The sequence below is a fragment of the Pseudoalteromonas sp. T1lg21 genome (genome assembly GCF_002964625.1).
GTDB lineage: Bacteria > Pseudomonadota > Gammaproteobacteria > Enterobacterales > Alteromonadaceae > Pseudoalteromonas > Pseudoalteromonas gelatinilytica.
Genome location: NZ_PQBX01000056.1, coordinates 124,211 through 140,624 on the forward strand (window position 1 = coordinate 124,211; position 16,414 = coordinate 140,624).

Sequence of the window (16,414 nt, forward strand, 5' to 3'; positions counted from 1 at the left end):
GATGTGTCTGCTGTTCAACAATTGTTGCGTTTAAAAAACGTGCGCGCTTTTTGGCTTACCTTAAGCTTATTTTGTGTGGTCTTGTTAAGCAATGTGTTCAACCTTTTTCAGGCTAGCAATGCTTTTTTCTATCAAAATTTAGAGTCACTAAGTCACACTCAGCAAACCAATGTAGTCCTGATCAGCAGCGCAAGTTTAACTGAAAATCACCAGCAACTCGTTGAAAAATTGGTTGAATATAAACCACGAGCGATTGTAGTGCTTGCTGATGAACCTTTAGTTGCAGTACAACAAAAAAATGTTTATTACCCTTACGCAGGGAACGAGTTTTGCGTACCAAAAATTGATAATTGGGCTACTTATCAAATGCGCATTCCGCAATCAAATGAGCTTGAATGCAAAAGTATTTGGCAGCAGATATTTAATTACGATGCAGAACACGTACAACTTATCGACTTTGATTTAGCTGTCACTGCGCTACCAAAGTTTAGTGCTGAACGGGTGCTCGATGTAGACGTAATGAGTGAGCAGCTTGAAAATAAAATCATTATCGTTGGCCAAAAAACGGCCGCTTTTAATGTCTTCATTCATGCCCCAAAACTCGACGGCCTAAATGATCCTTTAATACTGATAGCCTACCTCGCTGACAGTATTGATAAACAAACGACTGTAAAACAGTTAAATAGCTTACTGACTATTTTCGTTGAGCTTGCGCTTGTTCTTGTACTGCTTTTTAGCTTTCAAAAGCTGTCGCTTATTTACTCTTTTATTATTGCCTTAAACAGCGTATTGCTATGGTGCTTAATAGGTTATGTATTCATTGAGATGAACCAACTTTTCATCCCTATCGGGCAATATATTGTACTGACCTTTATCACTTTATTTTGGGTGATTATTGTTAGAAAGATGTCTGAAGATAATGAACTGAACACCGTTGTAAACAATATTCAGCAAAAAATGATGGGCCGTTTTATTCCACAAAGCTTTATTGAGCAAGCTTCGCCATGGGACCCAATCATTCAATTAATTAGCCAACAATTAGACTTAGAAAAATCAATTTTCCTTGCTCGAAAAGAAGATGATCATCGTGTTGTTGAAATTCGTGCAATTAATTGTAATTTAGATGATATTCAAGAAATGCGCCGTGATTACAAGCGCACACCTTACAGCAAAGCTCTAAAATCATTAGGGGTTGTACAAATTACCCGCCCCTTCTTTACACATATTAAAGAAGGTGAAATCGAATTTATGGCACCCTTGGTTTATGCCGGTGACGTCCGTGGCTTTTGGGCATTATCTGTTATCCCCAACCAATACTTCAACCAGCAAGCGTTTGAAAAAAACGTCAATAAATTCGCTGCGCAAGTTGCTGAATTGCTTTTCCATTATCATATATTTAAAACGACTCAAGCGAGTAACAATAGCCTATTAAATCAGTTGCTAACCTTAAAGCTTCATGAGCCGATTAGTGAGCAGGTTAAACAATCTATTAATGAAATGGAGCAAAAGCTAACAACCTTAGAAATGGTGTTTAATCACACCCGCTCTGCAACCGTGCTATTTAATTTGTTTGGTCAAGTGATTCAAACAAACGCATCCCTTGAGCAATTTGCCAAACAGCACCAACTCGCCATTTTTGAAATGACTGCACTGGATTTACTTTGCAAAAGCTGCGACTTAGACGCTGAAATTGCTAAGGGCAAATTACGTTATATCACTCTGAACAAAGCAGAAGTAGCCTTACCCGCAAAGTTGGGAGAACAAAGTTACACCTTGAATATTAAAGCCCTTCATACTGATGGTTCACAAGCAGCTTCCGGTGAGCCTTTCCAAGTGTCAGGTATATTATTCGAGTTTATCGAAAACCATGTAGCTCGCAATGAGGGACAAGTTTAATGGACTTTGTGTTAGCACTCTTCCCTGCGGGTAGTGGCCTTGGTCAATCTGTTATCACAACAGTTTGGGTAGGTACCGCAGTAGTATGCTTGCTTAACTTGCGCTTCGGTTTTCCATTAACGGGTCTTGTTGTACCAGGTTATATAGTCCCTTTGCTTATCATTAGCCCGACCTCTGCAGCAGTTATTATCATTGAAGCTATCGTTGTCTATGCCTTAATGCGATTCAGTGCACACTATATGATGGAAAAATTTGGCTACAGCCAAATGTTTGGTCGTGACCGTTTTTTTGCCATCATATTGTTAAGTATTCTAGTCCGTGTGTGTATGGACACCTTATTCTGGCCAGTGATTGCTAATCAGTTGAGTCGCTGGGATATCACCTTTGATTATGCTTCACAGCTCTATTCGCTTGGTCTTATCATTATCGCCTTAACAGCAAATGTAATGTGGAACGGAGGCTTTAAATATGGCTTAAAAGTAACCTTTATTCAGTTACTTATTACATTTATTCTCGTACGTTTTGTACTCATGCCTTTTACAAACTTTAGTATTGCTAATTTGGGTATTATGTACGAAGCAGTCGCTGCGTCCATCATTGCAGCCCCAAAAGCCTATATCATTCTTGTCATTACTGCTTTTCTAGCCTCTCGCGCAAATATTAAATATGGCTGGGAGTTTAACGGAATCATGTTGCCAGCTCTGTTGGCACTGCAATTAACCCAACCTAGTAAATTACTGACTTCATTTGCTGAAACCGCCATAATTTTAGCAATCGGTGGCTCGCTTATTCACTTTACCAGACTTAAACACGCCAATATTGAAGGTGCCAGATTATTAATGCTGTTCTTCACTATCGGCTTTATTTATAAACTAATCCTTAACTACATTGTGGTTTGGTATTTTCCTACCATAAAAGTGACTGATACCTTTGCGTTTGGCTATATGTTAGCAACGTTACTGGCATTAAAGATCTATCAAAAGAATGCGTTAGGTCTTGTTGTCAGAGCAACATTGCAAACCTCTATCGTGGGTGGGTTACTTGCAATTATTGTTGGTTTTATCGTTATGCTTCTACCCTCGATGCTCTCTGCGCCGAGTCTTAAACCAGAAACTGAACAGATGCATGTCATTACGCTAAATCAGCAAGTTAGCCAATACAAAAGTTACCTATATACAAGCCGAAGTAATAAAGTAAGCGTCAGTAGCTATAAAGCGAATCAAACGGTTTCTGAGTTTAAATATGCTGTGTATAAACTTGATCAGGCCATCATTGAGCAGCAAGGTATTGCTGATCTCACGCCTCTATTTACAAGCATAGGCTTTTTACTACAAAGTGACGAAAACTATATTTATCTGATTGATACAATTGAAGATAGGCAGCGAGGACTGTTTGTTTTAAACAAACATCCTAAAACCCCTTTATTGGTCACCGTGCCATTTCCCATTACTGAAAGTTTAGCCAGTGACTCTGCTGGTCTTATTTTCGAACAACTGCAAAGTAAGGCCTTGGTATTCGGCACAAGTAAAACACCACTAAAAACCTTAGCAAAAGAAAACCAACAAAGCCCATTTTATCAGGCTTTTATTTCTGCATTAGAAGGTACGGAAATACTACAAATTAGAGAGGCTAACCGCCATACCTCAGCGTTGTTTTCAGATGCTGCCACACAAGCAAGCAGTCAATATTGGATTTACAACCAATTACCTCATTCCGTTAGTCAGCGCGAGCTACACGACTTTGTAGGTAGTGAAACAACCTTCTTTGGTACGGCAACCAGTAGCAGCCTGCCTTCTTCAAATTTTTCTGGCTCAATGTTTGAAATGTTTCTAGATGGCGATAATTACACCAACATTTTGGCCAGTATTTACCGTGAGAATTTCCATTACAGCAACCTACAACTCAATGAATTAAATGAAGAAATCAATCAAATAGTAGATGAATTTTCTGCCCATATAAGCAAAAAAGGCAGTTTTGACTATCAACCACTTTCTAAAAGTCAGGTAGCGCTTTGGGAGTTCGAGGTCTTAACACCACTTTATAAGCTGATTGATCGCATCGGAAATGATGCGCTGAATGAAGATATGCTAAATCAGCTAAAACAAATTAATGGCACCGCACAGCTTTTAAGCTATCAATTGAGGCTTGTGAAAAACAACAGTGGACGTTATTTACTATTGAGCCCGCTAGATACTCCTGTAGCATTACAACAAGGCCAAGGGATTTTCTTGTTTAATTTAACCGAGCACGAAGCAATTACCTTAAGTGTCCCTAGACCTTTGTTTGAAAGTAATACGTTAAGCTTTGCTAGTGAGTTATTTGCCAGAGCGAATGCTGCAAACTTACTCGTCGCAGGTGCTCACCCTTATGCTCATCCACAAGCAAATGTGTTAGCTGCAGATAATGTTGACTCTTTATTCAATATCATTCACCAAAGCTTCTTACGTTTTACTCAAAATCAGCCTAGTTTGAATATTCAAATTCGCAGTCATAGTGCACCTTCATGGATACGCCCAAATGCAATTGCATTCTCAACAACACAAATAAGTGATACTGCGATTCCTTTAATGAAGCAGCTTGATAATGAGCTCATCGCTTTAGGTGTCAATTATCAAACAGTCATGGGACAACAAGCCACACGAGGCCTTGAAATTGGCAGTTCACCGCAATCTGGCTATCAGCAATTTAATGCTAACAGTGAGCTGGCAACCTTGTGGCTTGCTTCTGATTTTAAACAACAGTTTTCGATGGATCAAAGTAGCGTGTTGCAGCGTTTATTAGCCATATCTAGTAACTCTAAGGTCAAGGTAATCAACCTTGCTACTTTATCGCCTTATAACTGGCAACCATTGGATGATAATAAAAACCAACAGCTACAAACACTTGTAAATAACTATGTCGCTAATCAACGCCTCACATCATTGCGAGATCTTTGTCACCAAATAACCGCGTGTAGTTTACAAACCATCAAACTGGAACACCTTGATAAATTCGCGCTAATGATAAAGCAAAACAATAGCATTCTTGCCATCTACAACCCGACGAATAATCAACTAATTGATGTTCATGCATTTAATCAGCTAATGGGAGGAGGTCAACGTGTATTTAATTAAACGTTTATTCGCCCTAATGCTTATTTTGTTATTACTTTTCACGGTGCTGTTTGCAGGGCGTAGCTTTTTAGTGTGGTTAGACTCAGCGGAACCCGTGGATGCGCGTAGCAATACGGAAACACGTTCTAATGTACAGTGGTTAAGCAGCGAAAAACCACTGCGTTTTACATTTTCTAACCAGCGTACTCATTCATTACGAATTCTATCGAATGCCGTGTTTGACCAATCCGTGTTTCTTGAATTACCGGTAAATTACGCAATTAAATACGTTCTTTATGACGATAAAGGTAATGTGATTTTAGATAAAATTTACCATCACGCTTCAAAGCTAGTTAACAATAGTGAAGAGCAACAGATCAAACAAATTATTGAGAATAAGCAATCGCTTAATGTTGCTTCTGGACAATCTTTTTATCTGCCAATTACTCATTACCCCAATGCAAAAACTTTAGATTTAACATTAATCCCAGAAGAAAAATCACTACAAGGTGTGGTTGTTCGTGTCCATGCCAAAACGCCTGAACAAAGTATCGATCCTCTCAATAGCTGGCTTAAACGCCCTTTAGAAAGAAGAAGACGCGCCACTGATTATCTTACTATGGGCGAAAACACACTTACCAACGCCGAAATTAGTAATGCAATGGCATTTTGGTGGCAAAAAATTGCACCTCAAGGGATCCCTGGGATCGACTTTAAATCTGACATTTTGTATGAAACCCTGCCATACAATGTCACGACCTATGACTTTAGTATGCAGCAGCACGACTTAGGTGCCTATTACACGGAACTTGGTCTATGCGCCAGCATTAGCCTAGATGTCACTGATAGCCTTAATTTCACAGTCAATTCAAATCAGTATTTACCATCGCTAACTTGGCACGATAAGCATCAATTTAAAGCGCCAACACCGATTAGTTTCGCGGTAACTGATAACAACAATAATTATAAAACAGAACTGATTGATGCTGGGCTAGTCACTATTTGCAGTGAAGAGCCATTACTAACTAGTTGGCGAACCGCATCAGGCGCCGCAATTTTAACAAGTTATGCAGGCAGCTATTTGGTGAATGAATTTGCCAGTGTAAATTTTGATATAGAGCCAAGTAGCAATCTCAATATTGATGTTCGTGCCTTACAAACGAATCAGCTCAGCGTAATCATTTATGATGAACATAACCAGGCGATTGAGCACTATAGTGTCACTTTAAAAGGCGACGTATCCGATTTTGATCGCGTGATCACCGATAATACACAAAGGCAGCGTGTTGGTATGCTCAACAGCTACTATTTACGTACCCCTGATAATGCGCATCACCTGAAAATTAGTGCCGAGAAAGATGTCTACGTTCGATTAAAATCTCGATTTGCTGATTTTAATTATCAACGAGCAATTTCTCATCAATATTTACCTGAACCGATAAATGGCTTTTACGATATTGCCGCTTGGTATGAGCAACGAGCTGCAAATCATTATGAGTTAACGCAGTTAGCACACTTTACTAATATTCGTACTTTTACTCCGCCAAAAGAGCCGGAGTTAGTGACAACTTTTTATCAATCTAAAGAGCTATTTGACAAACTGCCTCTGTCAAATGTCGCTTTAGTATTAAGCCCTGATCGCTACTTTATGCCCAAGTTGCCACCACAAGTCTTTAACTATGGTTTATACAAAAAAAATAACTACTCTCCTTATAACGATTCTGAGGACAACAACTTAGTTTATCGCTTATCTAACAACAGCAGTAAAGAAGTCACAGTGTCTGAGTTATCGGTGGAGACATTGCAGCAATTGCAATCACAGGCCAAAACGATCTATCAAACTGGTATGGAGAACGCCCTTGGATTAAGCAACGTATTTACCAGCTTGATAAAAGTGCGCCTTTGACACTTGAGTTTACAGCACAACAGCGCCCTATGAGCGTCGTATTTAAAGTCTTTCGTGCAAATAGCAGCGAACCGGTTGAGTTATCGCTCACACAAAATGCTGACTACAAGTCAGGGCTCACCAGTGAATACAGCATCGCCAAGCAACGTTTTATGCTGCACCAATCTGCATTACTCGATGCATTTTTAATTCACCCAAAAAATAGCCAATTAACAAGTTATCCGAGTATTACTCAAACAATCACTAATGACATTGCTGAATTACATTCACTAACACTACAAGCAACTGACACAGTGTGGATTTCTGTACTTGAGGAATACCCTCTGCAAGAGCAAAAGGTAAGGTGGTGGAACCATGAAAACTAAAATGATGCTGATTGCAGTGTGGTTGTTTGTATCCGCATGCCACGCAACACCTAGTTTGAATGAACTAACCTTGAACTTAAAGTTATGGCTTGCTGATCAGCAATATCCTCTTGCGCACTTCACTACCAAACAAGGTGCACTAGTTGCTAATGAATCTTTAAATTCGGGCGGCGAAATTCATTATAGACAGCAAGGTGAACAATGTATTGCTTATGCACCTCATCGCTTCTATGACAAACATACTCATACTATTGCAAAGGCACTATTTAATCACTGCCAAGTTTTTTTAAGCAACACAAAACACCGTAACACCCGTGATGAACATGGAGAACTTATTGACTTTGGAAAGTATAAACAAAGCGCGAGTAATGCCTTTATTCTTGCCTACGCTGAACATGTTGAATCATTCTCTATTTATCAACTACATGGTTTTGCTAAAGAAAACAGAAAAACACCTGAGGGTAAAAAGGCAGATGCCATTATCAGTAATGGTCATGTAATACCTAGTACACGGACGATTGCAATAACTGCCTGTCTAAACGAGCAGCTAAAGATCACTGCGATGGTTTACGGCCTGGATGTTAAAGAACTCGGAGGTACGACAAATATTCTTGCATCACTGGCCCCAAAGAACAGCCAATTTTTTCATATCGAGTTAAGTCGCCAGTTGCGTGAGCGATTAGTTTCTAATAACCAGCTATTAAAGTTGTTTAACCAATGCCTTATTTCATAATTGCTATCATTTTACTGCTGCTTTCAATGCAGCCTACATACGCTGTTGATATAAATAGAGGTGTTCTTGAGCCTGCAATCTGGCTGCAAACTTCGCCTAAGCTCGCACCCTTTACCACCAGCCAAGATATGCGCTTTAATGCCAAACAGCATCACTACCTTTGGCTTCCTAAAGGACATTGGCTAGACATTGCCCCTGATCACCTTAATAAATTTATTATTAGTGCGGGGAATACACAATACATACAACAACGACTGCAAGTGCATCGTGACTTACTTTGCGATACGAAACGTTGCCAGCTGCCAGCTATGGGCCATAACCGAATTGTCGCCATCCAAAATCATCTGGATGAAGATACTACATTCACAGCCATGGTTGGTCATATACCACAAAATGTAGATAGCTTTAGACGTGCTTTATCGCTTGCTAAGCCCTCCGTTGTAACTAAAAATCGCCGAGGTAGTGAGCGTTATTATCAACTAAACAAAGATGACGAAGTTACCTTGTTTTTCTCTGCGGCGAAAAAACTTAAATTATCTGTTCGTCAAAATATGCAACAACCTGATGAAAAAGGTGTTGTTTATGCGTATGTCGATAAACAATTGGTCGCCAAAATAAATACCATTAATAGTCAAGCCTTAGAATATAAAGAACAGTCGCTAGGCCTTGAAAATACTGAGTACCTAGCAATTGCTGCGGGGCAATACTTAACGATAAAAAGTAAAACCGATGCTTTTATCAAACTAGAGCAAAGTCATCGTGCGATTTATGATGATAATGTTGCTGAAAAAGAACAAGAAAAACACTTGCTACCTTATTGGTACCAAGTCGCAAATGATGCCATTTCAGCGGTTTATAACGACCACTCATTACACGTACTTAGTGATGATGTATTTACAGCAAATAACCCTCTTGCCACTAAACGTCACAATAACTTGCTATCAATGATGACTGGGCAATCTCAACTTTGGGGTAGTTACCGCACTTTTAGCGCAGTGGAGACTAATAGTCGTATGGTTTCAGAACTCGTTGAACAACGCTTAGTTGACGATCAGTTTTATCCACGTATAAATCAACAGCTTCGCCTCATTTCCACTTTAAATCAGTCAGCACAGCTATTTGATTTATCAAGCAAAAAACGTGCAACACCTTGGCTAACCTTAATTGCTAAAAGCACTAAAGATAGCCAGTTAAAGCTGTCTTCAGGTGAAAATAGCTGGTTAGTAAACCTAAAAGCAACAGAAGACTTTCAATCATTAATAATTTCAGTGCCGCTTAACAGCCAGTCTTTGACTATTCAAAGCTTAAGTAGTCAGTCGAATCAAATTGAATTTGCGCTCTATGCAAGAACACTGACCGATCTGCCTAGTGATGAAGTTATATATCAACAAGCAGTCAGTACTAAGAATCTACGCCCAGCGATATCAAAATTGATTGCAGATGACCTACACAAACAACATGCCGATTATTTAGCGGCCATCGAGCCCTATGCGCCAGCACGTAAAAACGTCACGGCCTTTAATGCAGAACAATCATTACTCACAGCCAAAGACTTAGCATCGAGCGCACCACTCGATGCCTTAGCATTTTTAAAGCCTCTGACACAAAATGCTGATACAGCAATTGCAGAACAGGCTTGGCAACTTCGAGTGGCAATTTTACGTGAACAACAGCAATTTCATTTAGCAAATAGTTATTTAGAAGGGTTATACAAAAGTACACAGCAATTAGAGCTGAAGCAATTTGCAGCAAGAGCCTTGATTGATAGTTATCAAACAGAACGTCAAGATATTAAACTATTTGCACTGTGTGCAGGTAACTTAACAACCATAAAAGAGTGCCAGCCTATCTTGATTAATTTAGCTGTGAAACAGCAAAAGCATCGTTTGGCTGCGTGGCTTGCTTACTCATCAACTGTGCCAACTAAAGTCTCTGAAAGCTTTAAAGCCCTAAACTATCAGACTTTAAGTGCACACCCCTTTATTGATGAAGCTCGGTATCAGCTAAAAGCGGGCTCGCAAGAAACCTTCATTAACAGCCAAGGTAAATTACAAAATACCGTCATCACAGAAGCAATGCCGTGGTTTTTTACTGCCCAAACGCCTATTAATTTAGTTATTAAGGCACGCACAGCAGCCAAGCAAAACGGTGAGTATCAAACGGCTTGGCTTATGGCACAGAGCCAATATCAGCATAAACTTATGCCAATTTTTAGCGATATACCGGCGACTACCTTGTTTGTTAAAAACCAACAAGCAGCGTCAGTGGCAGCCACTCTGGTAGTACGCCTTCAAGCTGGAGAAGCGCTTACAATAACAGCTGACCATACGAGTTATCTTGATGTCAATTTCATTCCTGAGTCTTTATTTAGCCAGTTCGATTATGTATCTGATGCAGCAAATAAATCTACATCAAACGATATTATGTCGCTCATTTACTCGGCTGACGCAACACAAGCAGACCTGCTACTAAATGGGCTTTATTTACTCAGTAAAAAACGCCTTACCAATAACCAATACACACAACTTCTACAGCGCTTAGAAACCTTAGATGCGGATGCTAAGTCAACCTTTTTACAAAACAGAATAGAAAGTTATGGTCAATGGCAGCCATTAGATAGTTTGCTCGACTTTGCTGGTACGCGATTATTTGATATGCAAAGTACTGCGCAAAGCAGTTTTGCCGATCGTTTTACACTACTTAATACACAGGCAGGTTCCAATGAAGGCATTCTACTGCGCCCATTCCACACATTAAACATTGATTTAGCACAAACTGAAGGGCAACAGATCCGTTTTAAATTTAACTTCTCTACTGCTGAGTTGGCGCGTGCAAATGTTGCTAACCTGTCATTGCAATTAGCAAGTGTTCAAAAGATTTGGTCAGTCACTGAACAGCAAAGCATTCCTTTCACATTTAACAAACGTGAATTGGATAACAATATCATTTCGCTCAGGTGGTTGAACCCCTATCTATCGCAGCATCTAACAATCGAAGCTGAGCAATATATTGCAGGTCGCTGGCAACACTTAGCACTGCCAACAACGTTACTCTTTTACACTGTGACACCTGATACGCCTTTAATGGCCAAGTTACCTGCTGACAGACTCATTAAGTTAGAAGAAATGAATGAATTTAAGCGCACAGAAAGGCGGTTCTTCCACCCTGCGGGGAAGATTGAAGTTACTGCTGATAAGTTGCAGTACGTACGCCTATATAGCTGGCAGCTGAGTGAGCAAAGCAATAAAATTTCGCCTTATTCACAAGCAAAAACCTTGCTGCCTGAACTGATCACTTATCAAGCCCCAGAGCAGCCATCTATCATCAATGAGCAGGTAAACTTGCATAGTGATGAATTAAATTGGCAGGGATTTATTCGCTACGATCAGCAAACAATTTTCCAAAGTGCCGAAGATATTCCTGCCCGTGAAGAAATAGATATAGGTGCCCGCTTACGAGTCAATGATGATAACCACTGGTATCAATTAGAAGGCTATTACTCACTGAGCGATACCCAAGCTGATATTTTTGCCATAAATGGATACCACTCTTGGCAAGATGAAAACAGCCCATGGTATATCGACACACAAATCAACTCACGTTGGCAACCTAGTCATGACAGCTTTGATCTTCAGTATGCATTAGATGCAAGTATCAGTATTGGTCAGTCCTGGCAGCGCGATACCGTGCACCGTCACCAATGGCAAGTAACCCCTTATATTCGCTATAGCAGCGCAGATTTAGATGATTACCTAGCAGATGAGCAACTCAACTCGAGCATTTTCAACTTCTACCGTGAAAATCATGCATCTGGCTGGTTGAGTTATTACCAGTACCGTTATCAACCTTGGGTTGATAACTACCTTAATTTTGGCGTCTCTTCTGGCTCTAATGATGATTGGTTAAGTCTCGATTACTTAAAATTCAACTCAAGTTGGAATCAATATTATCATGGCCACATTTTTCAAGTTGGCCTAGATAGCTACTATCGCTTTGCTGACGATCATAGAGCCACTGCGACGTGGCAATACATCACTCGCTTTGCATGGCAAAAACAAGTTAATTTAGGCAGTTTCACAAATGGCTGGCTGAAACTTAGTTGGCAGCAAGACTGGGTCTGGAACAATCATAATATTAGTGTCGAGTTTTCATCGGGTAATAACCAGCACACCGGCTTTGCACCTTTTGCTCATGATGAAATTATTTTCCCTGCACTTCAACTTAACCATTTGCTAGAGCACAGTGATTATGAGCAGTAAACAACTTAAACAACGTCTAGAAACATTGCTTTTTGCGGATATTGCCAGTTTTTGGTTAGATTTATACCGTCAAAAATATCGTGAGCTGGTTGATGAATTAAGCCAATGGCAGCTGATACAAAACCAACCTGATGACGACGATGAAGATGATTGGCTTTTGCTGCAAGCAATTGCCTTTTTGACACACAAAATTGACACTTTACAGAATCAGCTGCTTAAACTTGATACCGATCATCGCCGTTTTGTAGAGCGCTTAAGCCATGCCGAGTTAAAGGCCGAGCGTGAGTTTCACATTCTTGATTACGCATATATTTTAGGTGCAGACCGTATACAGCTCAAAAAAGATCAAGAGGCTTTTCAGCGCTGGTTTGACGAAGGTGCAATGATTAATCGCTACCAAGATAAAACCTCCGAACTTGAACAATCACTGAAATTTTTAATCGGGAAACTCGGCGATTTAGCAAATCGATATTTGCGCATTCATGCTGACGAAATTGCACAGTCATGGCTGAACCTGAATTTAGAAAGCTTCTTCCTATCGTTATTAGAAAAAACGGACAATGAAGCAATTCGCAATTCAATTTTTCGCGCTTTGGCTAATCAAGTGCAACTACTCAGTGAATATGTGGATGATCCTGACTTTAATGCAGATTTAGTTGAAAACCTGCTGCATTCTCTTGAAAAGCCTACCACACCGCATGCAGCAAAGGTCGATATTTTAGAAATCTTAATTAATTTAAGGCCAACATTCACACGCTACTTTATGCGCTCTCATATCGATTTGGAGCTACCTGACAGCGCGCAAATTGACCGCAGGCAATTATTTTTACTCAGTGCCTTTGCTAGCATTATAAGCAAACAACTTAACCTCAGTGAGGTTAACGTTAAACTATTATTTTTACTTGCAAAACATCCATATCCAAGAGTAAGACAAAGTGTCTACGAGCAATGTGCAGTGTTACCTTGGTCATGCTCACAACAGCTTGTCTTAGAGGGTTTACAATATGAAACACAGCAAGCTGTACGATTAACCCTCATTAAACAATTAGCCGATCCACGGTTTAGTGAACACCGACAAGGATTGCAAATTTGGCAGCAACAATTAAAAGCAACAGTTAGCTTTGCTGAAAAGCGCTTGTTACTCGAATTAAGCCCTCGCATCATGTTTAATCTGCAAGTGGATTGTCAGACAGAGCAGCAAACGAATAGCCTATTTAAATCGTTTGTGGAATTTTTAAATCAGCGCCTAGAAAATGAACCGAGCCTCGCTATTCGTCGAATTATCAGCCGAGTACGGGAACAACTTGTCAGCTTTATGCACCAGCAGCAAGTGGCTCAGTTGGAAGTCGACTTAAGCGCCCAAAATAATCTAAATTTAGCCGATTGGGATGAACAAGTTCTTGGTCGGCTATTAAGCAATCAGGCACAAAATTTCGAAGCCTACAATGTCAATGCGCATAACAAATCATGGCAAGTGCAGCATGGCTACAAGCGTGGCTTTCGTTTTTGGCGACTATGGCATGAATTCAAAACACCCAGTACTGATAAACGCCAAAGCTACAATCACTTACAAGCAAGAAAACCGAGTGCATTTATGCATGTGCCTAGCAGTACAGTGGCTGAAATTAGTCAAACGGAAGTTCCTGGCGAACCACGCTTTGATGAACAACAATTTAGCGCTCGTGAACACTTACCATTACTCGACTTTCTATTAAGTAGCCTTTCTCAAGACCACATAAAAACGTCGGCAAAAACTTACACCCCCGATGGTATTCTAATAGTCACGCCTCCAAAGCGCCTTTTTAAACGACTTTACTGTTATAGCTGGATATCGTTTAACTTTGAAAAATTAAACGAGTTGCGTAATGGCTCTGAAGTTGAGCAAAGACACTTTTTAGAAATACTACAAAAGAAAGGATTTAAGCTGGAATTTCAGCAATATGGCAGCGTGCTAGATGTCACCTTCCCCGTTGAAGCAAGTATCAGTCATTTATACAACAAGCTCGCAATTACACCTTTTCTATTTAATATTTGGTCTAGCTTTAAAGAGTATGCGTATTCGATTTACCAAAATAGCATAGGCCAGCTTATATTCTTTGTGCTTAGCTTTATTGCCTACTTTTGGGCAAGACATGTGAAGATAAGCCGCCAAATAAAGTCTGATAGAGCTCAAATTCCTGTTTCAATTGGGGGTTGGGGTACACGAGGAAAATCAGGAACTGAGCGTTTAAAAGCAGCGTTATTTAGTAGCCTCACATTAAAAGTCGTTAGTAAAACGACGGGTTGCGAGGCAACTATGATCTATGCCAGAGCAAGTGGTGAACAATTCGAAATTCCCCTGTTTAGACCTTTTGATAAAGCCAGTATTTGGGAGCAAAGTGATGTTTTACATTTTGCAAAAAATGTACAAGCTGATGTTTTTCTATGGGAATGCATGGGCTTAACCCCACGCTATGTGAGAATTTTACGCAATTGGATGCAAGACAACTTTTCAACTATCACCAATGCATACCCAGATCATGAAGATATATTAGGGCCAACAGGTATTGATGTTGCCAATGAAACAAGCCATTTCATTGGGGAAAAAAGTTTAGTATTCACTAGCGAACAGAATATGGCGCCGCTACTTGATACTAATGCAAAACAGAAAAATTCTAACCTAATTCAAGTACACTGGGCTGATGGTTTACAAATTACTGATGATATTCGGGCGCTTTATCCATACCAAGAGCATCCAGCAAATATTGCTTTAGTATGCAAAATGGCCAAACACATTGGCCTCAGTAAAGACTATGTTTTTAAAGAGACCTCTGCGCGAATTATTCCTGACATCGGCGTATTACAACACTTTCCTCGCGCCCCTATAAACAATTTAGAGCAGTCTTTTGTAAATAGTATGTCTGCTAATGAACGTTTAGCAACGCTCGAAAATTGGCGAAGACTTGACCTTTATAGGCTTAATGATTGCCCCAAAACACAAGTCATTGCATTGATTAATAATCGTAATGACCGTGTTGCACGTTCGAAGGTATTCGCGAATATTTTGAGCCATGATTTACGTTTTGACCGAATTGTAGTGATAGGCAGCAACGTTGATGGCTTTTATAGTTATTTTATTCATGCCCTAACAGAACGAATTGATAAGCTTATTGAAAACAATGATATTGAAGATCTCGAAAGCCTGAAGGTGCAACTTAACTTGCTCACAACAGAGCAAGTCCAGGCTCGTTTTGCACATGCTTTTGGGCACGCTAATGCTGATAAATTAATGTCGTTGAGTGAAGGGACACTAAATAAAGCGTGTGTAAAAGAAATTTTGGGTGATATTTCAGACTCACAAATAAGTGTTATTTTGTGTAATTTCCGTCACCTGTTTCAACGAAACGCATTGGCTACTTTGCAAGAAAATATGGCTGGTAATGCGAATGAAATAAAAGAGCGCTTATTAGCTATAACTAAATCTAAACTAACAGTGCATGAAAACAGTAATTTATCTGCTGATGAACTAACGACTTCAATCGCCGAATTAGGTCTGCCAAATACGCATCAAGTTATTGTAGGCATGCAAAACATTAAAGGTGCGGGTTTAAACTACGTGTATGCGTGGCAACAATGGCAGAAAATACATCAAATCATACGCCATTTATTTGATGAACGCTGCTCAGCAAAAGAGTTTCGTACAGCACTTACCACGCTAAACATGATTGTTGCTTTCAATTTCATAGATATAGACTACATGAAACAACAGTTAGCCGTTTTAAAGAAAACTCATCTTGCGCAAAATGAGTTTTGCCAAGCAGAAATATCAAGCCTATTAGAAAAGCTAGAAGAAGATGAATCTAGTCAACAACAGGAACAACAGCAATCATTACCTGTTAAATACTTTAATCAACTAATCGAATCATTTTTAGATGCTGGCGCTGCCGTAAAACGCAAAAAGCGCGCAAATCAAATTTATCGTGATATTGCAGATCAACGCATCACTTTAGAAAGAGCGATTAAGCTACTAGGTAAACTCAGTCGCAATCAAAAGTCTGGATGGTTCGCGAACAAGTCAAACCAGGACTAACTTTAGAATTAGAGCCAAAACCAAACCCTAACACTTAAGGGTTTGGTTTTTTTGAGCTGTTAAAAAATCTTGAAAAATCAGAAATTTCCGATCA

7 protein-coding genes are annotated in these 16,414 nt (G+C 39.7%); all 7 read left to right on the plus strand.

Going from position 1 to position 16,414, the window contains the following annotated elements; translation table 11 throughout:
- The first annotated feature begins 3 nt into the window (after positions 1–3).
- The 7 genes from C2M25_RS10995 to C2M25_RS11025 are packed head-to-tail and all read left to right on the plus strand — an operon-like array spanning position 4 to position 16,320.
- Positions 4–1,896 (plus strand): hypothetical protein, encoded by a 1,893-nt coding sequence (locus tag C2M25_RS10995; protein WP_105174649.1) that lies wholly within the window; start codon positions 4–6, stop codon positions 1,894–1,896.
- Positions 1,896–5,009 (plus strand): poly-gamma-glutamate biosynthesis protein PgsC/CapC, encoded by a 3,114-nt coding sequence (locus C2M25_RS11000; RefSeq protein ID WP_063700219.1) that lies wholly within the window; start codon positions 1,896–1,898, stop codon positions 5,007–5,009. Before C2M25_RS10995 ends, C2M25_RS11000 begins: the two co-directional genes overlap by 1 nt.
- Positions 4,996–6,894 (plus strand): hypothetical protein, encoded by a 1,899-nt coding sequence (locus C2M25_RS11005; protein ID WP_105181103.1) that lies wholly within the window; start codon positions 4,996–4,998, stop codon positions 6,892–6,894. Before C2M25_RS11000 ends, C2M25_RS11005 begins: the two co-directional genes overlap by 14 nt.
- Positions 6,891–7,259 carry a hypothetical protein gene (locus tag C2M25_RS11010; RefSeq protein WP_105181104.1) on the plus strand — a complete coding sequence of 123 codons (369 nt, stop codon included), beginning with the start codon at positions 6,891–6,893 and terminating at the stop codon, positions 7,257–7,259. The genes C2M25_RS11005 and C2M25_RS11010 overlap by 4 nt, the downstream gene beginning before the upstream one ends.
- Positions 7,249–7,992 carry a hypothetical protein gene (locus C2M25_RS11015; protein ID WP_105174652.1) on the plus strand — a complete coding sequence of 248 codons (744 nt, stop codon included), beginning with the start codon at positions 7,249–7,251 and terminating at the stop codon, positions 7,990–7,992. The genes C2M25_RS11010 and C2M25_RS11015 overlap by 11 nt, the downstream gene beginning before the upstream one ends.
- 26 nt (positions 7,993–8,018) lie before the next feature.
- Positions 8,019–12,251, plus strand: coding sequence for a hypothetical protein (locus C2M25_RS11020; protein ID WP_158679709.1), 4,233 nt, complete (start codon positions 8,019–8,021; stop codon positions 12,249–12,251).
- Positions 12,241–16,320, plus strand: a complete 4,080-nt coding sequence (locus C2M25_RS11025; protein WP_105181106.1) for a poly-gamma-glutamate synthase PgsB — start codon at positions 12,241–12,243, stop codon at positions 16,318–16,320. The genes C2M25_RS11020 and C2M25_RS11025 overlap by 11 nt, the downstream gene beginning before the upstream one ends.
- Positions 16,321–16,414 lie beyond the last annotated feature (94 nt).

Excerpts from the sequence above, each read along its gene's own strand:
- C2M25_RS11000 (WP_063700219.1), top strand. The coding sequence starts at position 1,896 with ATGGACTTTGTGTTAGCACTCTTCCCTGCGGGTAGTGGCCTTGGTCAA.
- C2M25_RS11015 (WP_105174652.1), top strand. The coding sequence starts at position 7,249 with ATGAAAACTAAAATGATGCTGATTGCAGTGTGGTTGTTTGTATCCGCA.
- C2M25_RS11020 (WP_158679709.1), top strand. The coding sequence starts at position 8,019 with ATGCAGCCTACATACGCTGTTGATATAAATAGAGGTGTTCTTGAGCCT.
- C2M25_RS11025 (WP_105181106.1), top strand. The coding sequence starts at position 12,241 with ATGAGCAGTAAACAACTTAAACAACGTCTAGAAACATTGCTTTTTGCG.